Below are 19927 nucleotides of genomic sequence, written 5' to 3' on the forward strand. Positions count from 1 at the left end.
GCCTGCCAGCGCTGACGCGCCGTCACTTACTTGTGATTTTTGGCTGCCAGGGTGGCGAACCACGGCGCGACGAAATCGTCATTACCGCCCCAGCCGGGGACGATTTTATTCAGCGAGGCAACGTTCACCGCGCCGGACTGGCTGTTGAGCTGCTGCTGAGAGATCGAGGCAGCCTTAAACTGATAGGTGGCTGGCGTCGCTTCACCGGCAATCTTTTTCGCTACCAGACGCATGTTCACCGCGCCAATAGTTTTCGGATCCACCGCCACGGTCTGCACCCACGGGCTGTTCTTCTCACGCATCAGCTGCAAATCCTGGTTTGAGACATCGATGCTGTAGAGCTTGATTTCGGTTCGGCCATTCTCCTGCAGCGCTTTATAGGCGCCCTGGCTGAAGGCGTCCCACGCGCCCCAGATGGCGTCAATCTTGCCTTTCGGGTATTTCGCCAGAATCGCGCCAATCTTGTTCGCAGTATCGCCCTGTACATCGGTAGAAACCGCGCCAATCGACTCCAGCTGATGGATGCCAGGATTCTCCTTCAGCAGTTTCTCGTACACCACCTGACGGCGTTCCATTGGCGGGAAGCCGGCTACCCACAGTTTGACGATGTTGGCTTTGCCGTTGAAATCGCTGATTAACTGACCCAGCGACAGCTGCGCCAGCGAGGCGTCATCCTGCGCCGTCACGGTCACGCCTTCAATCGGGCTATCAACCGGGGTATCAAACACTGACAGCTTAATGCCGGCCTCGGCGATGCGTTTGACCAGACCGCTGGCGTAGGGCGCTTTACCGTGTGATAGCACGATGCCGTCATACTTCTGGCTGATCGCCTGGTTAACGAAATCCTGAAAACGCGCGTCGTCGCCGTTGCTGAGGAAAGTGCTGACCTTAAAGCCGAGCTGACGGCCCTGCTGAATCGCACCGGCGACAAACTGGGTGGTGTTGTCGTCAGAACCGAGGTTACGGATCACCGCGATGCGGATCGGGCCGTCGTGGCTGGCGATCGCCGCGGGCACCGGGGTGACGGTCTCCGCGAAAGCGGCGCTGGCGTTCAGCAGGCTCAGGGCCAGCAGCGAGAGCGTTATTTTTTGCATTAGTAGCAACTCCGGTCAGTGCGCCTCAGCGGCGCTGGATATAGGTGATTGCCAGTGCCAAAGCCAGCACCAGCCCTTTAATAATGTCCATGGCGTAATAGGGGACGGAGAGCATCACCAGGCCGTTCTGCAATACCCCGAGGATCACCGCGCCGACCAGCGTGCCGAGCGCATTCGGTTTGCCCGATCCCGCCAGCGAGAAGCCAATCCACGCCGCCGCCACCGCATCCATCAGGTAGCCGCTACCGGCGTTAACCTGTGATGAACCAATACGCGAGGCCAGCAGAATGCCGCCCAGCCCGGCCAGCAGCGAGGCGATCACATAGGCCAGCACGCGATAGCGGGTAGTGCGGATACCAGAGAGGCGCGCCGCTTCGGGATTGCCGCCGAGGGCATACATCCGGCGGCCATGTTTGGTCAGCGACAGCGCCAGCTGAGCCACGACCGTTACCACCAGCATAATGATGACGATGGTTGGCACCTGACCCAGCAGGCCAAACGCCGCCGGGATTGTGCCTTCCGCCATATCGCCGCTCGGCAACACCATGTTTTCCGTGATCGAGCCGCCAAAGCTGTAGGTCATCGCCACGCCCTGAATCACAAACAGCGTCGCCAGCGTGGCCAGCATGTCGGGGATCCGCAGGATGACAATCAGAAAGGCGTTAAACAGCCCGACCAGGCTGCAGAGCGCCAGGGTAATCACGATCGCTTCGGTGGTGTCGAGGCCGTACCAGACAAACAGCGAAATCACCAGCGCGTTGGCCAGCGAAGCGGTCGAGCCGACCGACAGATCGAAGCCGCCGACGGTCAGTGAGATCGATACGCCGACCGCGATGACCGTAACAATCGCTATCGATCGCAGAATATTGATGATGTTGTTGGGTTCGAGAAAACTGTCTGAGGCCATGCCAAAGGCGGCGATCAGGATCACCACCGTCAGTAACATGCCCCATTTATAGAGGAAGTCGAACAGTTGATGACTCCATGAAGATGACGGCAGATTCAGGCTGGTTTCTTTGCTGCTCACGCAGGGATTCCTCCGGTGGAATAAAGCAAAAGCGTCTCTTCAGTGACATCGCGCGCGGCCAGTTCAGCCACAATGCGTCCATCCCAGAGCACACAAATCCGGTCGCATAAGCCGACCAGTTCAGAAAATTCACCTGACGCGTAGATAATGCCTTTGCCTTCGCGCGCCAGACCGTCGATCAGAGTGAACAGTTCGGTTTTGGCTTTGATATCGACGCCTTTAGTCGGCTCATCGAAAATCAGCACGTCGGCGTTGTTACGCAGCCATTTGCCAATCGCCACTTTTTGCTGATTCCCCCCGGAGAGGCGGCGCAGTGGTTGGGCCGGACCGGTGGTCCGCACCTGAAGTCGCTGAATGATGTCCTCTGCCCAGCGCCACGCCTGGCGATGGCCGAACAGGCTCCATCGCGAGAAACTGTCGTCCGCGCTGACGCTCAGATTCATCGCCACCGACTCATCAATAAAGATGCCCTCTTTACGCCGCTCTTCCGGCACCAGCGCCATGCGCCGGCTGACCGAATCGTGCGGGGAGCGCGGCTGCCACGGCTGGCCGTGCAGCTCTCCCCGACTGACGCGGCTTTTACTGGCACCAAACAGCGCTTTGCACAGTTCAGTCTTGCCGGCACCGGCCAGTCCGGCGATGCCGAGAATTTCGCCCTGATGCAGCCGCAGCGAGATATCCTGCAACAGGTGTTCATCATGCAGTCCGTCGACCGCCAGCAGCAGCGGCTGTGGCTGTGGTTCACGCCGGGCGGGATAGATGTCGGTGAGCTGATGCCCAAGCATTTTTTCCACAATCTGCTCGCCGCTTAGCGCTGCCATCGGGCCACTCTCAATCAGCCGGCCGTCGCGCAGCACCGTCAGGCGATCGCAAATCGCTTTCAGTTCGTGAATCCGGTGAGAGATAAATATCACCCCGATACCGCTGGCCTGCAGGCGACGCACCACGGTGAACAGCCGCTCGCTCTCATGCTGGTCGAGCGGGGCGGTGGGTTCATCCAGAATCAGAAAGCGGCAATGATGCGACAGCGCACGCGCCAGCAGGATCTGTTGCTTTTCAGCCAGGGTGCAGCGCTCGACCAGCCGATTGACGTCCAGCGTCACCTCCAGCTGCGCCAGTAAGGTTCGCGCCTGACGACGTATCTCACCCCAGCGGTAGCGGTGACCCGGTTCCGCCAGCCGATCCAGCAGAATGTTTTCCGCCACGCTGAGCTGTTGCACCAGCGCCACATCAACCTCCTGCTGCACCAGATGAATCCCCAGCTGCTTCGCCTCGCGCGGGCTGCGGAGGGTGACCGGAACGCCATCCAGCAGGATCTCGCCGCTGTAGTGACTGTGAGCGCCGGACAGCACCGCCATCAGGGTCGATTTTCCTGCGCCATTCGCGCCGGTCAGCGCGTGAACAGAGTGGCCTTCACTGACGAAATCTACCGATGAGAGTGCGGCAAATCCGCCAAAAGCGATGGAGATGTTACGCATCTCGAGGCGGTTTAACGCAGCCATGTCACCATTCTCCTGAAGAATCACTGGCCGCATTTTTTCCTGAAGCTTCAGGCGCGGCAACGACCGAAAGCGCATAAGCTAGCACGAAACGGTATTAGCCATCCAGACATCTGGACATAACGGCGGCTAAAACCAGCGAAGCGTGAAAGCGTGGCGTATTCAGGTGGGGAAGGGCGTTCGGGGTGGTGAATTATGCTGTTACGGCGCGGCGGGCATAAAAAAACCAGGCCGAAGCCTGGTTAAACTTTTTGCGGTGAGATTACTTTTCTGGCACCACATTCAGCAAGGTGGTCAGCAATTTCCAGTAAAGGCCGACGCTTTCAATATGTACCTGCTCATCCGGTGAGTGCGGGCCGGTAATGGTCGGACCGATCGACACCATATCCATCTGCGGATACGGTTTTTTGAACAGACCGCACTCCAGACCGGCGTGAATCACCTGAATGTTTGGCGTTTTGTCGAACAGCGCGATATAGGTCTGACGGGTCAGCGCCATGATCGGCGAGTCCGCGTCTGGCTGCCAGCCTGGGTAGCCGCCTTTCGCTTTGGTCTGCGCGCCTGCCAGCTGGCCCAGCGAGGTCAGCATCTGCACCACATAATCGCGTCCGGTGTCGATCAGTGAACGGATCAGGCAGTTAATTTCTGCTTTATCCGCTTCCATCGTCACCACGCCGATATTCAGCGAGGTTTCGACCACGCCTTTGGCGACGTCTGAGTTACGGATTACGCCGTTCGGCGTGCTGTTCAACAGATTAAGGAAGCGATCGCGGCTGTCGGCGGTTAATGCTTCACCCTGATGCGCCAGCGGTTCGGTGACCAGCGCGATGTTCGGCTCTTTAATGCCGTGCTCGTTCTGGATGGCGGTCAGGAAATGCGCCGCAGCCGATTTCAGCGCATCGGCCTGGTGGCTGTCGACTGCAACGGTTGCAAAGGCTTCACGCGGAATGGCGTTACGCAGCGTACCGCCGCTGAACGCCAGCAGACGCAGATCCAGTTCGGCAGCGTGCGCCGCCAGGAAACGCGCCAGCAGCTTGTTGGCGTTGCCGAGGCCCATATGAATGTCGGCACCGGAGTGGCCGCCGCGCAGCCCTTTCAGCGTCAGCTTCAGGGTTTCAAAGCTGGCAGGCACCGCTTCACGGGTCAGTGGCAGGGTGGTAACGAAGTCGATACCGCCCGCGCATCCCATGTAGATCTCACCTTCTTCTTCCGAGTCGGTGTTGATCAGAATTTCGGCCTGCAGCCAGTTGGGTTGCAGACCAAAAGCGCCATCCATGCCGGTTTCTTCGGTCATGGTCAGCAGCACTTCCAGCGGGCCGTGGGTCAGGCTGCTGTCAGCCAGTACCGCCAGCGCCGATGCCATACCGATGCCGTTGTCAGCCCCCAGCGTGGTGCCGCGCGCTTTGACCCATTCGCCGTCAATCCACGGCTGAATCGGATCTTTGGTAAAGTCGTGTACGGTATCGTTATTCTTCTGCGGCACCATATCGAGGTGCGCCTGCAGCGCGACCGGCTTGCGGTTTTCCATCCCGGCGGTGGCGGGTTTACGAATCAGGATATTGCCGACCTGATCGCGCTCACACCAGAAGCCTTGCTCTTTGGCCCAGCCGACGATGTAACTGGCCAGCGCTTCTTCATGAAAAGAGGGATGAGGAATAGAGCAAATCTTAGCGAAAATATCCCACAGTGGCTGTGGAGAGAGTTGAGACAATTCAGACACGACAAGTCTCCTGTGTCAGTGCGCCGGACCAGCCGGACATCGCGAGTTTCCAGTGAAAGATCGCCGCCAGCGAATCTGGCGAGATGGCCTGAGAATATCACTGTTTTTCCCCGGGTGCGCACTCAGACGCGCTAAAAAGCCGCAACCGACGCACGGGCGCTGGTTTTTAGCGCGTCAACTCCTTATAATCTCGCGCAACCTTTTCCCCGTTGCACATTTTTAAGCCACTCCGGTTGGCTGGGATTCCTATTCTATGAGCGAAAAATACGTCGTTACCTGGGACATGCTACAGATTCATGCCCGTAAACTGGCTCAGCGCCTGCTTCCTGTTGAACAGTGGACAGGCATTATCGCGGTCAGCCGCGGCGGTCTGGTACCGGCTTCGCTGCTGGCGCGTGAACTGGGGATTCGCTATGTCGATACCGTTTGCATCTCCAGCTACGATCACGATCATCAGCGCGAAATGAAAGTGCTGAAGCGCGCCGAAGGCGATGGCGAAGGCTTCATCGTGATTGACGACCTGGTGGATACCGGCGGAACAGCGCAGGCGATCCGCGAGATGTACCCGAAAGCCCGCTTCTGCACCATTTTTGCCAAGCCTGCTGGCCGCCAGCTGGTCGATGATTACATCGTCGACATTCCACAGAACACCTGGATTGAACAGCCATGGGATATGGGCGTGGTCTACATTCCGCCGATTGTAAAAAACTGATTAATCCTGCCTCAACAACGCCCGGTTTTCCGGGCGTTGTGCTTTCTGCACCTCGCACCCTGATTTGGCGTACAGTACACTAAGCCATCGCCGTTTTATGCCGCAGGAGAAGTGAGTATGTCGAGCAAAAATCTCAGCGAAGAGTTGTTCAAACCACGCTTTAAACATCCTGAAACCTCTTCTTTAGTGCGTCGCCAGCATCACGCGACCCCGGACGTGCACTCCGCCCTTGATGGCGACAGCCAGCGCGGCTGGTATCGCATGCTGAATAAGCTGATGTGGACCTGGCGCGGCCTGACGCCGCAGGAGATTAGCGAAGTGCTGGCGCGCATCGCCATCAGCGACGTTGAGCATACCGATGAGACGCTGCTGGACACCGTGATCGGTTTTCGCGGCGGCAACTGGAATTTCGAATGGTGCCGCCAGGCGGGCTTCTGGCAGCAGAAAGCGCTGGAGTGCAGCGATGACAGCGAAGCGGGCGAATACTGGCTGCATGCTGCCCATCTTTACAGCGTAGCCGCCTATCCCTACATCAAAGGCGATGAGCTGGCCGACCAGGCCCAGACGCTGGCTAACCGCGCCTATGAAGAGGCGACGCAGCGTCTGCCGGGTGAGCTGAAGCCGCTGACTTTCGCTATCAGCGGCGGCAGTCCGGTCAGCGGTTTCCTGCATATGCCGGCAGGCGTCGACGCTCCTTATCCGACCGTCCTGTTCTGTGGCGCACTCGACTCGCTGCAAAGCGACCATTACCGCCTGTTTCATGACTATCTTGCGCCGCGCGGCATCGCGATGCTGACCATTGATGTGCCGTCGGTCGGCAACTCGGTGAAGTGGACGCTGAATCAGGACACCAGCTTTTTGCATCAGCAGGTACTGCGTCAGCTGGAAACGGTGCCGTGGGTCGATCACACCCGCGTGGCGGCGTTTGGCTATCGCTTTGGTGCCAACGTGGCGGTGCGGCTGGCTTACCTTGAGTCGCCACGGCTGCGGGCGGTCGCCTGTCTCGGCCCGATTGTGCATGCGCTGCTGACCCAGACTGCGCTGCAGGATGAGATTCCGGATATGTACATGGATATGCTGGCAAGCCGGCTCGGCATGGCCTCCTCGTCTGACAGCGCGCTGCGTACCGAGCTTAACCGCTATTCGCTGAAGACCCAGGGGCTGCTGGGCCGGCGTACCCCGACGCCGATGCTGTCAGGCTACTGGCAGAACGATTTGTTCAGCCCGGAAGAGGAGAGCAAACTGATCGCTAACTCCTCGGCGGAGGGCAAAGCGCTGCTGATTCCGGTGAAACCGATGATGGTCAGTTTTGATCGGGCGCTAAATGAAATTTGCGACTGGCTGGAGAAGCGTTTAAAAAGGTAACTGGCAAAATTTACAGTATTTGCTACAACTACTACCTGAATTATTGCGGGCTGTTGCAGCGCGCTTCGCTGACTCCGGGCGGTTATGCCGGTGACGTGGCGTGAAGCGGGCGGCGACAGTCCGGATGATTGAGGATCGATATCGGTCAAAACCTATGGAGAATTAGCATGACGTTACCGAGTGGTCACCCCCGCAGTCGCCTGCTTAAGCGCTTCACTGAGCTGGGACCGTATATCCGCGATGGGAAATGTGGTGAAACCCGTTTCTTTTTCGACTGCCTGGCTGCCTGCGTCAATGTGAAACCGGCACCGGAACTGCGTGAATTCTGGGGCTGGTGGATGGAGCTGGAAGCGCAGGCCGATCACTTTACCTATGTCTACCATATCGGTCTGTTCGATAAAGAGGGCGACTGGTCTGTGGCGACGGTTAAAGGCAAAGAGAATACGGCGCGAGTCGAAGAGACCTTACGTAACTTTCATACCCGTCTGAAAGCGATGCTGCACGAATTTGAGCTTGATCTGATTCCGGCCAGCGACTTCGATGAGAAACCGGTGAAACTGAGTGCCTGATTACAGCGTTCAGCAATAAGAAAGGGCGAGTTGAAAAACTCGCCCTTTTTTTATCAGACACATTCACATTGAGGGTAACGCACTGCGGACCCGCCGCCGCCACAGCAATCAACAGGGACGGCGCCGGCCCGACAGATATCAGAACTGGTAGGTCATGCCCACGGCAACCACGTCATCATTGTTGATTGACAGCGCGTTGTCGTCATCCAGCTGGTTAATTTTGTAATCCACAAAGGCGGACATATTTTTGTTGAAGTAGTAGGTGGCACCCACATCGATATATTTCACCAGATCCGCATCGCCGATCCCGTTTTCAATATCTTTGCCTTTGGTCTGCACATAGCCGATAGAAGGACGCAGGCCGAAATCAAACTGATACTGCGCCACCAGCTCGATGTTCTGCGCTTTGTTGGCAGCACCGGCCACTGCGGCACCGGTGTTGCGGTTGGTACCGCTGATTGGCGTCATGTTACGGGTGTCGGTATAAATCGCCGCCAGGTAAACGCTGTTCGCATCATATTTGACGCCTGCGCCCCAGGAATCCGCGCGATCGCCGCCGCCGTAAGCGCGGGCCTGCTGCTGGTTGGTGCGGTCAGATGAGGTGATGGCACTCATCAGGCTCACGCCGGTGTCGCCCAGCGTATAACCGAGTGATGCACCGTAGCCATCGCCGTTCTGGCGGTTGATATCGGTACGGCTATTGGCGCTGCTGGCGTCATTTTTGCCCTGATACTGCAGCGCAAATTTCAGACCATCCACCAGGCCGAAGAAGTTATTGTTGCGGTAGGTTGCGACGCCGGTGGCGCGCTGGGTCATAAAGTTATCAGAACGCGCGGTGCCGTCACCGCCAAATTCCGGGAACACGTCGGTCCATGACTCCACGTCATACAGCACGCCGTAGTTACGACCGTAATCGACCGAGCCATACTGTGAGAATTTCAGGCCGGCAAAACCGAGACGGGTTTTGTTGCCGTTGTTGGCATCGCTGCCTTCGGAGTTGTTGACGTTGTACTGATATTCCCACTGACCGTAACCGGTCATCAGATCGTTAATCTGCGTCTGGCCTTTGAAGCCGATACGCACGTAGGATTTGTCGCCATCTGAGCCGGCATTATCGCTGAAGTAATGCTCAGCTTTAACTTTGCCGTAAAAGTCCAGTTTGTTGCCATCTTTGTTATAGACTTCGGCGGCCTGTGCGGTCGACGCCAGCGCCAGAGCAGAGATGATCATTGCCAGTGTGCTTTTCTTCATTTGCTATCAATCCCAATGTGTACGTCAAAAAGTTGTGAAAGTTTTTGTAAAGCACCGACTTTTTACCGGGCGGTGATGAACTTTTTATGACGCTTTTCGTGATTTCTTGTTAATCGTGAACTTTTGGTCTACGCCCTTGTCCGCGTAAAATCGTGCTTTTCCCCCGCTGGCTGTTGGCTTCCTTATCGACTCCTGTTAAAACGTCCTTTCGTAAAAATTTTTCACTACGGCAGGAAATATGAGTGGCAGTCAGACCTTAGTGGTCAAATTGGGTACCAGCGTTCTCACCGGCGGTTCACGCCGGCTGAATCGGGCGCATATGGTGGAGCTGGTTCGCCAGTGTGCGCAGCAACATGCTGCAGGCCACCGCATTGTGATTGTGACCTCTGGCGCGATGGCGGCCGGACGCGAACATCTGGGCTACCCCGAACTGCCGCCGACCATCGCCTCAAAGCAGCTGCTGGCTGCGGTGGGGCAAAGCCGTCTGATCCAGCTGTGGGAACAGTTATTCTCTATCTACGGCATCCACATCGGTCAGATGTTGCTGACCCGCGCCGATATGGAAGATCGCGAGCGTTTTCTGAATGCCCGCGACACGCTGCGCGCGCTGCTGGATAACCACATCGTACCGGTGATCAATGAGAACGATGCGGTGGCGACCGCCGAGATTAAAGTGGGCGACAATGACAACCTCTCGGCGCTGGCCGCGATGCTCGGCGGGGCCGACAAGCTGCTGCTGCTGACCGATCAACCGGGGCTGTTTACCGCCGATCCGCGTAATAATCCCGACGCTGAGCTGATCAGCGACGTGCATGTGATTGATGATGCGTTACGCTCATTAGCCGGCGGCAGCGTTTCCGGGCTAGGCACCGGCGGCATGTCAACCAAGCTTCAGGCGGCCGATGTCGCCTGCCGTGCCGGCATTGAGGTGATCATCGCTTCAGGCAGCCGCAGCGGGGTGATCGGCGATGTGATTGACGGCAAACCCGTCGGCACGCTGTTTCATGCTCAGCAGTCGCCGCTGGAAAACCGCAAACGCTGGATATTCGGCGCACCGCCGGCGGGCGAACTAACGGTGGATGATGGCGCGCTGGCCGCGATTATTGAACGTGGCAGTTCACTGCTGCCGAAAGGGATCCGCGCCATTCAGGGCAATTTCTCCCGCGGTGAAGTGATCCGTATCCGCAGCCTGCAGGGACGCGATATCGCCCACGGCGTGTCACGCTATAACAGCGATGCGATGCGAATGATTGCCGGCCACCACAGCCAGCAGATCAGTGAGATCCTCGGCTATGAATATGGCCCGGTGGCGGTTCACCGCGACGACATGATCGTCAGTTAAGGAGCAGACAATGCTTGAAGAGATGGGAAAAGCGGCCCGCGCGGCAGCCTATCGCGTGGCCGATCTGTCGACCGCAGAGAAAAATCAGGTCCTGATGACCATTGCCGATCGTCTGGAAGCCGAAAGCGCCGACATTCTGGCCGCCAATGAACAGGACCTGGCCGAGGCGCGTCAGAACGGCATGAGCGCGGCGCTGTTAGATCGGCTGACGCTGAATCCACCGCGGCTGAGCGGCATCGCCAGTGACGTTCGTCAGGTTTGTCAGCTGGCCGATCCGGTCGGGCAGTTGATCGATGGCGGCCAGCTCGACAGCGGGCTGCGTATCGAACGCCGCCGTGTGCCGCTCGGGGTGGTGGCGGTGATTTACGAAGCGCGTCCCAATGTGACGGTAGATGTCGCCAGCCTGTGTCTGAAAACCGGCAATGCAGCGATTCTGCGCGGCGGTAAAGAGACGTGGCGCACCAATGCCGCCACGGTGCGGGTCATCCAGAACGCCTTGCAGCAGCACGGCCTGCCGACGGCTATCATCCAGGCGATCGAGAATCCCGATCGTGAACTGGTGAATCAGCTACTAAAGCTGGATCGCTATGTCGATATGCTGATTCCGCGCGGCGGCGCGGCGCTGCATAAGCTGTGCCGCGAAAACTCCACCATTCCGGTGATCACCGGCGGAATCGGCGTATGCCACATCTATATCGATGAAACCATGGAGATTGAACCGGCGCTTGAGGTGATCGTCAATGCCAAGAAGCAGCGCCCCAGCGCCTGTAATTCGCTGGAGACGCTGCTGGTAGATCAGGCGATTGCCGACCGCTTCCTGCCAGCCTTCAGCGCCCGAATGGCGCAGGAAAATATTGTGCTGCATGCTGACAGCAACGTGCTGGCGCAGCTGCAGGCGGGTCCGGCGCAGGTGATGCCGGTCAGTCTGCCGCAGTACGATGATGAATGGCTGTCGCTCGATCTTAACGTGAAGCTAGTGGCGGATATGGATCAGGCGATTGATCATATCCGGACGCACGGCACCCAGCATTCCGATGCCATTCTGACCCGCAGCACCCGCAATGCCACGCGCTTTGTTCGTCAGGTTGACTCGTCTGCGGTCTACGTTAACGCCAGCACCCGCTTTACCGACGGCGGACAGTTCGGTCTGGGGGCGGAAGTCGCCGTCAGTACCCAGAAGCTGCACGCTCGCGGGCCGATGGGATTAGAGGCGCTAACCACCTACAAATGGATTGCCTGGGGCGACGACACGCTGCGGCCATAATCCCCCCTTTTTTTAACAAAACGGGAGTCTTTTACAGACTCCCGTTTTTTTTTAGCCACTTGTTTCGGTCCAGTTAAATCTGGAGTTTCTCGCCTGTAAGTTAATTTTTCGTCACTGCCGGGTCGTTTCAGCTAAAAAAGCTGGCTGAATTTCACGCAATTCGTTACGGAAGATTCCTGAAAGCCGGGGCTGTGCGCGGCCTGAGGCAATATTTTTTGTTCAGCTGCAAACGGCAAGGGATAATGATAATTAGAAATGCTTGATAAAGCGGTTAGGTAGTAAACGGACGGTAATATAAAATGAACTGGTAGCAATAATGAAAATAACATCCAGTACCTCCTCTATGGCTGATTATTAACTAATGGTTAAAAAAGAAAGTACAAGACAAGCTTTCACCGCCAGGCTGATTGCGGCCTGTGAGAGTGCCGGCATTGTCGGACATGGACGAAACAAACAGGTTGCTAAGGCCCTGCAACAGCAGGGCTGTAAGATTTCAACGCCGGGAGTGTGGAAGTGGTTCAACGCCCAGTCAGTGCCCGATGGCGGCAATCTGCTGGCCCTCAGTCAGCTGCTTGGCGTCAGGGTAGAGTGGCTGCAGTACGGAATGGAGCATCCTGCTGAACCGGTGACGTTAAGCGCACTGACTGGCCATAAAAACGCTTTTCGCGTTGATAGCCTCGATATAGGCCAGAAAAGTGCGGCGGGTCTGCCTGCGCGCGATGAGTTTGTCGAAACCATCCAGGCCATCGAGTACGGTCAGGATGAGGCGCGGGTGCTTTTCAACGGCCGTCCGGCAGAAAATATCCGCCTGATCGCCATCAACAGCGATTCGATGGCCGACACCTTTGCGCCGCGCGACCAGCTGTTTGTCGACATCAGCGTGCGGATGTTTGACGGTGACGGCATCTACATTTTCACCCTCGATGAGCAGCTCTACCTGAAGCGCCTGCAGCTACAGCACAAGAAAATCGCTGTAATATCAGACAATAAACGCTATGAAACCTGGTATCTCAACCACGATGATGTGGCCAGCCTGAAGGTGCTGGCGAAAGTCATCATGAGCCAGGCACGACACTATCAGATCCTCGGTTAAGCGCGCTGTCAGCGGGCGAGACCGTTAGCCTGCAAAAAAATAATCGACATAAATTCAAAAATTTAACCAGCGGTAAATAAAAAATTAACCAACAGTGTTTGATAAAGCATAAGAACCTGTTAATAATTTGAACATGGATGAACGAAGCAGTTCTTTCAGGGATGACCCGCTCTTAAACAATTGAGGCGCTGCACAAGCGCGAATCAAACCACCCAAAAGTCAGTGAACTTTGGGATGGGGTGGATGCGCAAAATGCAGCGTCGTCAGATGCCGTTTATTCCCCTTCGCCTACTTTCCACCTGGCTGCTCAAGCAGCCGGGCGGTGAGTGTGCGAGCGTGAATCGCGACATTCGGGCCCGTTCGGTTCGCCGAAAGCTCGCGCCTGCCACCCCATCGCCAAAGACTCATTCACAGGAGGAGTTATGGCGATAATTCACTATGGCAAAAGCGTTTTTATGGGCAACGCACGTACTCGTCGCCATCGGCGGCGCCAACCTCTCAGCAGCCTGAAACAGAGCATCGACCAGGCACTGAACTTCCCACCCGAAACACCCACCCTGCGACGTGCAGAGCAAATCTGCCAGCGTCAGGTCACTCCGCGCGTTGATCGTGCGATAACCGCGCCACGCGCCAAAAATCAGGAAACGCCCAGCTTCGACAATTGCTGTCTGCCGCACGTGCATCTCTACGCAGTGCGCTGATTAGCGTCAGAAACCTCCCGTTCTTACTCCCTGTTCAATTCCAGTTACCTCCATTTTTCACTGGCCGCAATCCGGTTATTTACTGTTCAGTTTAACTGGAGAGTCACCCCTGCCTGCGGCTGGCGGCGTGAGGAGTATTGATCAGCGAACGTTATGTATTTTTTCACAGGGTGAGTTGCTCTGACCCGTCATTGAGGAATCGTTATGAGCCAGATAATTGCAATGCTGAATTTTGAAGAAGGCTATGCCGACGTGCCTTATCTCGACACGCTCGGCTTTCCGACGGTCGCGGGAGGGATCCGTATCGGTCCGAAAGGCGCATCGCTGAGTAACTATGCGTTCCGTGTTCCGCGACGCGTCGGGGATGTATGGAAGCAATGCATTCTGGAAGGCAAGGTGCAGGACATGCAGAGTCGGGAGCTGCTGCGTAATGCGCTGGCGAAGTGCAACGACGCCCGCACCGACGTACTGCTGAGCATGGCCTATCAGCTGGGGGTTGATGGTGTGATGCAGTTTAAAAACATGCTCAGCGCCATTGTCAGTGAGAACTTCAACGAAGCCGCGGACGCGATGATGAACAGTCTGTGGGCGCGGCAAACGCCAGGCCGCGCCCGGCGTCATGCTGAAGTGATGCGTAGCGGCACCTATGCGGTGTACAGGGGGCTGCTATGAGATGGCTGATGTTCCTGATTGCCGTGCTGACGGCGATCATCATTCTGCTGCTGCTGCAGCGCTTTACCACCCTGCAATTTGTCTCCCACGCCCGTCTGTTATTCAAAACCTGGTCGGTCTGGCTCGCCTCGCTGGGATCGATGCTCAGCGCCTGGGCGCAATCCTTTCCCTCCGCCGCCGTCGATGCCTGGAGCGTACTGCCGGAAGACGTCAAAGCGATTCTGCCGCACAACTACCTCGGGCTGGTCGGCGCTTTCATGGTGGCGATGGGGGTGATTGCCCAATTTGTTCGTCAGAAAAACCTGCTGAATGAGAAGCAGCGGGCGGAGGTAACCAAATCATGACGCTGTTAACCACGTTACTCGGCGGCGGCTGGCACTGGATCGCGGCGCTGGCCGGCATCATTGCCGCGCTGGGGGCCAGCTATTTCGGCGGGAAAAAAATCGGCAAAGTGCAGCAAAAAGCGCGCTCTGACGTCGAAAACGCACAACAACAGGCGTCCCGCGTCGAAGCGGTCGCGCAGCAGCAACAACATAACCGTGAGGAGGCCAACCGTGTGGCGACTGACAATCACAACCTTGATGACACTGCTGCTCGCGACAAGCTGCAGCAGTCGAAATACCACCAACCCTGAGCCGGTCGCGATAACCGATTCAGCCTGCGTTCTGTTTTCCCCTCTTTATACCTACGGCGATGACGCACAAAAGATGGACGTTCGCACCGTGCGCGCTATTAACACCCACAACGACATGTGGGACACCCTCTGCGGCCACCCGGCCTCTGCTAAGTAACCTGCTGATAATCAGCGATAAATCTAAGTGATCCTGAGGAGGATACTATGATCGAAGTTAACTCTTTTGCTGAACTGCGTACGACTCCCCCATCAAAATCAGGTGAAGTTGCGATCCTGAAACGCTATTACGACAAAGACTCGAGCTTCCGTGGCGGCGCGGACTTTGTTGGTTTCCTCAGTACGACTCCACTGAAAGACGATGGCGGGACGGTCGCTATCGGCAACGGTTTTTACTGGAAACGCACCATCAACGATCCTACTGAAGTGAATATCCTGCACTTTGGCGCGAAAGGGGATGGCGTAACTGATGATACCGACGCGTTTAAGCGGATGCTGGCGTGGACGCAGACCTATAACACCTACGTGAAAGCGCTGCCGGTTCGTTTTCCCGGTGGCCGCTTCCTGATTTCGCCTATCGATCTCAGCGATACCGAAATCCCGTTCTTCGGCCTGTTAGGGGACGATCTGGAACTCGGCTCACTGCCGCGCACCACGATTATTTCCGATAAAAGCGCCAATACGGTGTTTAAAGTAAAGGCGCGCCGTACTGCCATCAAAGGCATCGTCTGGAACGGGCAGGCCAGCGCCGATACCAGCGCCAAAGTCACTATTTTACCCGAACAGTGCAGCAACAATCAGCCGTTCTTCGAAAACACCTGTATCGAAGGGCAAACCGTCAATATCAGCTGCTTCCGGGCGCAAAGCACTGGCGGCACGGTGTTTAAGCTGCAGGATACGCTCGACAGTAAGTTCGACCAGATCTACACCACCAGCACCTTTTCACGGGTGTTTGACGTCGGCTGGTCGAACTCACCCAATGGCGTCTGGGACCACTCGACTGCCATTGAGTTAAGCAATGCCAACTTCCAGTCCGGTTATGGTGACGCCACGCTCTATATGCCGCGTATGACTCAGGGGATCCTGCGTAACGTCTGGATTGAGCATACCCGCAATCCGGGCGATCTGTCGGACGGTGGCTGGACCATTGATACGCTGAACATTGAAGACTGCGGGACGCCGCTCAACCTCAACAATGCCCGCGTCATCATGCGTCAGATTAACCTGCAGGCCGGGGCGAAAATTACTAACGATCTGGCCGCCGGGAAGTGGTTATCGACCTTTGAATATGGTTACCGTCGTGATGAAAACCACGGCAGCTATTCAACCGGTTCGATGCGCGTTGGCTATTTCAGCGGATATAAGGTGGTGAACAACACCGATACCGACAACTGGTACCGGCTGGGTCAGCTCTACTTCCCGGCGCCTAACCAGGCGTGGGTGATGGAACTGATCGGGAAAGCGGATGCCACTACGCCCTCCGGCACGGCGGGGTCGCCGGTCAACCTGCCGGGGACCGGCAGAACGCTGATTAATCTGCAGCGACTGGAGACGGTGTGGGCGGATGCGCATCACATGGGTCAATCCTCGGTGCTCGATATCCGTTATAACCGGGTAGGGACCACCTATGCGGTGGTCTGGGTCAAGTTGCGGGCCAACAGCGGCGAAACCATGTTCAACCTGAAGACCACCGGTCCGACCCGTTTCGATACCGGTTCCTGCTCGCTGTTCCAGTCTGATATGTCGGTGGTGACTGACATTACCAAAGTAGGGACGCTGAAACCGGCCGCACGCTTCGGCATGCATAACGGACTGGCCGGCATTGGTGCCAATGAAAAAGGGGTGGTGACACTCGCAACGGCGGCGGGAACCCCGGCCAATAAAACCGCGCCGACCGGTTTTGTGCTGATCAATATCAACGGCGTTGACCGTAAGGTCCCTTACTACGATTGATGATCGGCATTTTTTGGGCGAGGCTGCGGCCTCGCTTTTTTTTGTCTGACGCCTGCGCCGCGGGCAGGGTGCTGTCAGATGATCTGCTGCGAAAATCCGCAGTTAAGCACCGCCTCTCTTGACGTAATTCCGCTTTTTTCCTAACGTATTTCCCCGCTAATCCTACCCGTTTGCCGGTATAGCTCAGTTGGCAGAGCAGCGCATTCGTAATGCGAAGGTCGGAGGTTCGACTCCTCTTACCGGCACCAGTTTTTCTCTTTATCAGATTCTCTTCTTCTATTACGTCTGTTTGGCTGGTTCACCTTTGCCGCGCTCACCGATAACAGTTCAGGGCGACATCGCTAACGCGCGTGGTGCCAATCTCTTTCCAGTTCAGTAGAGGAGGCGCGCGACCCACGCAAACCAGCTTGTGACGATTAATTTCAATTGCCGCTTGCATCACTTAAAGAAGTGTGGCCTAATGAATCGTCGGTTTGATTAACAGACACTATCAAAGTAAGTATCCAAAGCAGTTCTCATCTCTAAGTTTGTCGCGAGACATCCCTTCTTTTTGAGTCTTCTCTTACGTTCTGATTAAAATCTGTTCTCAGGCCATTATGCCGGAAGGCTCGATATATTAAGGATTTAAGCATGTCTAACAAAATTCGCGGTACCGTTAAGTGGTTTAACGCAGAGAAAGGCTTCGGTTTCATCTCTCCTCAGGACGGCAGCAAAGATGTATTCGTACACTTCTCTGCAATCCAGGGCACTGATTTCCGTTCATTAGATGAAGGTCAACAAGTTGAGTTTACAGTAGAAAATGGCGCCAAAGGCCCAGCTGCTGCGAACGTTGTTGGTCTCTAAGGACTGAAAATTACATTTAAATGTCCTCACTGTAATGGCTCACAGTTTCGTACATCACACTTTGATGTTACAAGAGCCAATCCGCATGGAGCGAAATGCATTTTCTGCAAATCTGTCGTTGTTCAGGTGAACGCGGCGAGGATTGCACTTCAGAGCCAGCCTCGCGCTCTCTGATTAAAGGCTAACTGAGCTTTATAGCGTTGTTGCATTTACTGTAATTAAAGGCTGCCACTGGCAGCCTTTTTTGTTTCTGTCATTCTGCTTCTGCTTCTGCTTCTGCTTCTGCTTCTGCTTCTGCCTGAGTCTCAGCTTGCGCTGATGTTCCCGCTATTCTGTTGCTTATCCCTGGCTCCGCCTGTTGCTGGCGCACGGCCTGACGTCATCGCTTCCCTGTTCAACAGAAATTAACGCCAGGTTCAGGCGCTGATCCGGCCATACACTGTTGGAACAACGACGTTACGGCCCGCCGGAGCAGGCCGCTGGAACAAACTTCGCTACTTATCAGCCACGATATCAGGCACTGTGCGCTGCATTCAGTGAGAGCTGCCCAACCTTAAACACGCTCATCGCCTGCGCCATCCGTTCAGCCTGATCCTGCAGGGCTTGTGAAGCTGCGGACGCTTCCTGCACCAGCGCGGCGTTCTGCTGCGTCACCGCTTCCATCTGGGTAATCGCCATGTTGATCTCACTGATGCCGCTGCTTTGCTCGCTGCTGGCGATGGTGATTTCACTCATGATGTTTGCCACGCTCTGTACGCTGTTGACCACTTCGCCAATGGTAGAACCGGCATGGGTAACCAGCTTACTGCCTTCGTCCACCTTCGCGACCGAATCTTCAATCAGCACTTTGATCTCTTTGGCAGCCGACGCTGAGCGCTGGGCCAGATTACGCACTTCAGAAGCGACCACCGCAAAGCCGCGTCCCTGTTCACCGGCACGTGCGGCTTCAACGGCTGCGTTCAGCGACAGAATGTTGGTCTGAAAGGCAATGGAATCAATTACGCTGATAATGTCGACAATCTTCTTCGATGACAGGGCGATCGCCTCCATCTTCTCAATCACCTGCTCCATTACCACACCGCCTTCACGCGCCACGCTGGAGGTGCTGGCGACCAGCTGGTTGGCTTCACGGGCGTTATCCGCGTTGTGTTTAACCGTAGAGGTCATCTGCTCCATCGCAGAGGCGGTCTCTTCCAGCGAGCTGGCCTGCTGCTCGGTGCGGGTAGAGAGATCAAGGTTGCCGCTGGAGATCTGGTTTGAAGCCACCGCAATGGTATCGGAACCGGTACGCACCTCGGTGACAATAGAGAGCAAATTATCATTCATCCGTTGCAGCGCCTGCATCAGTACGCCGGTCTCATCGCGTGACGTCACCTGAATTTTTGAGCTCAGATCGCCGGCGGCAACGCGCTCGGCAACATCAACCGCGGCCACCAGCGGGCGCACGATCGAACGCGTCAGGAAAAGGCCCAGCATAATTGAGGCCAGAATCGCCAGCGCAGAGAAAATCAACGTGATGTTAATTGCTGACTGACCATTGGCCACGATACTCTGTCCTTCGCCGCGCAGTTGCGAATCCTGAGAGTTAGCAAATGCGACAGCATCATCAAGGAACTTGTTCTGGGTGGCGGTCATCGACTTCAGCACATAGGTGCTGGCAGCATCGAAATTGCCGCTTTTCACCAGCGTAACCAACTCCGTTTTCACCTTCTCAAAGGCTTCGGCCGATGCCAGCAGACCGGCAATTTTTTTCTTACCGACTGCCGTAACCTGAATGTCGGCGATCTTTTTCATGGCGGCGTTAGTACGCTGGGTCGCTTCGTCCAGCTGACCGTAACGTTTCACGTTCATTTCAGGCCGGTTAGTGTCGATCACGATGCCGCGCAGGTATTTGATCTGATCGTTGACACCATCGCGCACATCAAATGCCAGTCGCACTTTTACGTAACGATCGTCCACGATCGAGGCGATCGCGCTGTTGATGCTGTTAATTTTCGTTATGGATGTCACACCAATGACAATCAGTAACGCCACAACAATACCGAAGGCTGCGGCGAGCCGCATACCCACCTTCATATTCTTGATACTGACCATGCTTTTTTCCCCGTTTTATTATTTATCACTGTGTTATCAGCAATCAGGTTCCTTGCTGCTGTGCGCGATTCACCTGCTGTGCCCGGCGTCGTGCCGC

General features: G+C 56.2%; 19 protein-coding genes and 1 tRNA gene. 14 read left to right on the forward strand and 6 right to left on the reverse strand.

Translation table 11 applies throughout. The annotated features are described in order from the left end of the window. Positions 1–26: 26 nt before the first annotated feature. The 4 genes from AC6I8D_RS03905 to pepD all read right to left on the reverse strand — a co-directional run bounded on the left by AC6I8D_RS03905 (position 27) and on the right by pepD (position 5340). Positions 27–1094, reverse strand: a complete 1068-nt coding sequence (locus AC6I8D_RS03905) for a sugar ABC transporter substrate-binding protein (protein ID WP_312057542.1) — start codon at positions 1092–1094, stop codon at positions 27–29. Positions 1095–1119: 25 nt separating this feature from the next. Then, positions 1120–2121 (reverse strand): ABC transporter permease, encoded by a 1002-nt coding sequence (locus AC6I8D_RS03910; protein ID WP_497819675.1) that lies wholly within the window; start codon positions 2119–2121, stop codon positions 1120–1122. Continuing rightward, entirely contained in the window at positions 2118–3623 is a 1506-nt protein-coding gene (locus AC6I8D_RS03915) for a sugar ABC transporter ATP-binding protein (protein WP_497819676.1), read from the reverse strand. The genes AC6I8D_RS03910 and AC6I8D_RS03915 overlap by 4 nt, the downstream gene beginning before the upstream one ends. Before the next feature lie 259 nt (positions 3624–3882). Continuing rightward, positions 3883–5340, reverse strand: coding sequence for a beta-Ala-His dipeptidase (pepD, locus tag AC6I8D_RS03920; protein ID WP_031374986.1), 1458 nt, complete (start codon positions 5338–5340; stop codon positions 3883–3885). 253 nt (positions 5341–5593) lie between these two features. Here pepD and gpt point away from each other — a divergent pair, with 253 nt between their 5' ends. The 3 genes from gpt to crl all read left to right on the forward strand — a co-directional run bounded on the left by gpt (position 5594) and on the right by crl (position 7986). Continuing rightward, positions 5594–6052, forward strand: coding sequence for a xanthine phosphoribosyltransferase (gene gpt, locus AC6I8D_RS03925; protein ID WP_312057538.1), 459 nt, complete (start codon positions 5594–5596; stop codon positions 6050–6052). A gap of 117 nt (positions 6053–6169) precedes the next feature. Further along, a complete protein-coding gene (frsA, locus tag AC6I8D_RS03930) occupies positions 6170–7417 on the forward strand; it encodes an esterase FrsA (protein ID WP_312057536.1) in 1248 nt (415 codons plus the stop codon). A gap of 167 nt (positions 7418–7584) precedes the next feature. Then, positions 7585–7986, forward strand: coding sequence for a sigma factor-binding protein Crl (gene crl / locus AC6I8D_RS03935; protein WP_031374988.1), 402 nt, complete (start codon positions 7585–7587; stop codon positions 7984–7986). 138 nt (positions 7987–8124) lie between these two features. Here crl and ompC read toward each other — a convergent pair whose 3' ends face one another. After that, positions 8125–9237 carry a porin OmpC gene (gene ompC, locus AC6I8D_RS03940; RefSeq protein WP_312057534.1) on the reverse strand — a complete coding sequence of 371 codons (1113 nt, stop codon included), beginning with the start codon at positions 9235–9237 and terminating at the stop codon, positions 8125–8127. Between the two features lie 238 nt (positions 9238–9475). Here ompC and proB point away from each other — a divergent pair, with 238 nt between their 5' ends. The 11 genes from proB to ymcF all read left to right on the forward strand — a co-directional run bounded on the left by proB (position 9476) and on the right by ymcF (position 17910). Continuing rightward, on the forward strand, positions 9476–10579 hold the full coding sequence (gene proB, locus AC6I8D_RS03945) for a glutamate 5-kinase (RefSeq protein ID WP_312057532.1): 1104 nt from the start codon (positions 9476–9478) through the stop codon (positions 10577–10579). Positions 10580–10589: 10 nt separating this feature from the next. After that, positions 10590–11843, forward strand: a complete 1254-nt coding sequence (gene proA, locus AC6I8D_RS03950; protein WP_497819677.1) for a glutamate-5-semialdehyde dehydrogenase — start codon at positions 10590–10592, stop codon at positions 11841–11843. Between the two features lie 361 nt (positions 11844–12204). Further along, complete coding sequence (locus AC6I8D_RS03955) at positions 12205–12936, forward strand: S24 family peptidase (RefSeq protein WP_312057693.1); 732 nt, start codon at positions 12205–12207, stop codon at positions 12934–12936. A 422-nt stretch (positions 12937–13358) separates the two neighbouring features. Continuing rightward, positions 13359–13637 carry a transcriptional antitermination N peptide gene (locus AC6I8D_RS03960; RefSeq protein WP_031374992.1) on the forward strand — a complete coding sequence of 93 codons (279 nt, stop codon included), beginning with the start codon at positions 13359–13361 and terminating at the stop codon, positions 13635–13637. Between the two features lie 204 nt (positions 13638–13841). Next, complete coding sequence (locus AC6I8D_RS03965; protein ID WP_312057652.1) at positions 13842–14309, forward strand: lysozyme family protein; 468 nt, start codon at positions 13842–13844, stop codon at positions 14307–14309. Then, the gene (locus AC6I8D_RS03970) at positions 14306–14653 is read left to right on the forward strand and encodes a DUF7940 domain-containing protein (protein WP_031374994.1); all 348 of its coding nucleotides are present in this window, start codon (positions 14306–14308) and stop codon (positions 14651–14653) included. The genes AC6I8D_RS03965 and AC6I8D_RS03970 overlap by 4 nt, the downstream gene beginning before the upstream one ends. Then, on the forward strand, positions 14650–14943 hold the full coding sequence (locus AC6I8D_RS03975; RefSeq protein ID WP_312057654.1) for a hypothetical protein: 294 nt from the start codon (positions 14650–14652) through the stop codon (positions 14941–14943). The genes AC6I8D_RS03970 and AC6I8D_RS03975 overlap by 4 nt, the downstream gene beginning before the upstream one ends. A 204-nt stretch (positions 14944–15147) precedes the next feature. After that, the gene (locus tag AC6I8D_RS03980) at positions 15148–16893 is read left to right on the forward strand and encodes a putative phage tail protein (protein WP_312057656.1); all 1746 of its coding nucleotides are present in this window, start codon (positions 15148–15150) and stop codon (positions 16891–16893) included. A 172-nt stretch (positions 16894–17065) separates the two neighbouring features. Further along, positions 17066–17141, forward strand: a tRNA-Thr gene (locus tag AC6I8D_RS03985). A gap of 382 nt (positions 17142–17523) precedes the next feature. After that, on the forward strand, positions 17524–17736 hold the full coding sequence (gene cspE / locus AC6I8D_RS03990; protein WP_009091867.1) for a transcription antiterminator/RNA stability regulator CspE: 213 nt from the start codon (positions 17524–17526) through the stop codon (positions 17734–17736). A 3-nt stretch (positions 17737–17739) separates the two neighbouring features. Then, entirely contained in the window at positions 17740–17910 is a 171-nt protein-coding gene (ymcF, locus tag AC6I8D_RS03995) for a cold shock small protein YmcF (protein WP_122983606.1), read from the forward strand. Between the two features lie 339 nt (positions 17911–18249). Here the strand turns inward: ymcF and AC6I8D_RS04000 are convergent, their stop codons facing one another. Then, positions 18250–19830 carry a methyl-accepting chemotaxis protein gene (locus tag AC6I8D_RS04000; RefSeq protein WP_312758348.1) on the reverse strand — a complete coding sequence of 527 codons (1581 nt, stop codon included), beginning with the start codon at positions 19828–19830 and terminating at the stop codon, positions 18250–18252. Between the last annotated feature and the right edge of the window lie 97 nt (positions 19831–19927).

The organism is Pantoea sp. X-Soil-MYKO-1785 (genome assembly GCF_059730675.1).

Coding starts and splice junctions, on each gene's coding strand:
- AC6I8D_RS03905 (WP_312057542.1), bottom strand. CDS start 1,094: ATGCAAAAAATAACGCTCTCGCTGCTGGCCCTGAGCCTGCTGAACGCC.
- AC6I8D_RS03915 (WP_497819676.1), bottom strand. CDS start 3,623: ATGGCTGCGTTAAACCGCCTCGAGATGCGTAACATCTCCATCGCTTTT.
- gpt (WP_312057538.1), top strand. CDS start 5,594: ATGAGCGAAAAATACGTCGTTACCTGGGACATGCTACAGATTCATGCC.
- frsA (WP_312057536.1), top strand. CDS start 6,170: ATGTCGAGCAAAAATCTCAGCGAAGAGTTGTTCAAACCACGCTTTAAA.
- crl (WP_031374988.1), top strand. CDS start 7,585: ATGACGTTACCGAGTGGTCACCCCCGCAGTCGCCTGCTTAAGCGCTTC.
- ompC (WP_312057534.1), bottom strand. CDS start 9,237: ATGAAGAAAAGCACACTGGCAATGATCATCTCTGCTCTGGCGCTGGCG.
- proB (WP_312057532.1), top strand. CDS start 9,476: ATGAGTGGCAGTCAGACCTTAGTGGTCAAATTGGGTACCAGCGTTCTC.
- proA (WP_497819677.1), top strand. CDS start 10,590: ATGCTTGAAGAGATGGGAAAAGCGGCCCGCGCGGCAGCCTATCGCGTG.
- AC6I8D_RS03955 (WP_312057693.1), top strand. CDS start 12,205: ATGGTTAAAAAAGAAAGTACAAGACAAGCTTTCACCGCCAGGCTGATT.
- AC6I8D_RS03960 (WP_031374992.1), top strand. CDS start 13,359: ATGGCGATAATTCACTATGGCAAAAGCGTTTTTATGGGCAACGCACGT.
- AC6I8D_RS03965 (WP_312057652.1), top strand. CDS start 13,842: ATGAGCCAGATAATTGCAATGCTGAATTTTGAAGAAGGCTATGCCGAC.
- AC6I8D_RS03970 (WP_031374994.1), top strand. CDS start 14,306: ATGAGATGGCTGATGTTCCTGATTGCCGTGCTGACGGCGATCATCATT.
- AC6I8D_RS03975 (WP_312057654.1), top strand. CDS start 14,650: ATGACGCTGTTAACCACGTTACTCGGCGGCGGCTGGCACTGGATCGCG.
- AC6I8D_RS03980 (WP_312057656.1), top strand. CDS start 15,148: ATGATCGAAGTTAACTCTTTTGCTGAACTGCGTACGACTCCCCCATCA.
- cspE (WP_009091867.1), top strand. CDS start 17,524: ATGTCTAACAAAATTCGCGGTACCGTTAAGTGGTTTAACGCAGAGAAA.
- AC6I8D_RS04000 (WP_312758348.1), bottom strand. CDS start 19,830: ATGGTCAGTATCAAGAATATGAAGGTGGGTATGCGGCTCGCCGCAGCC.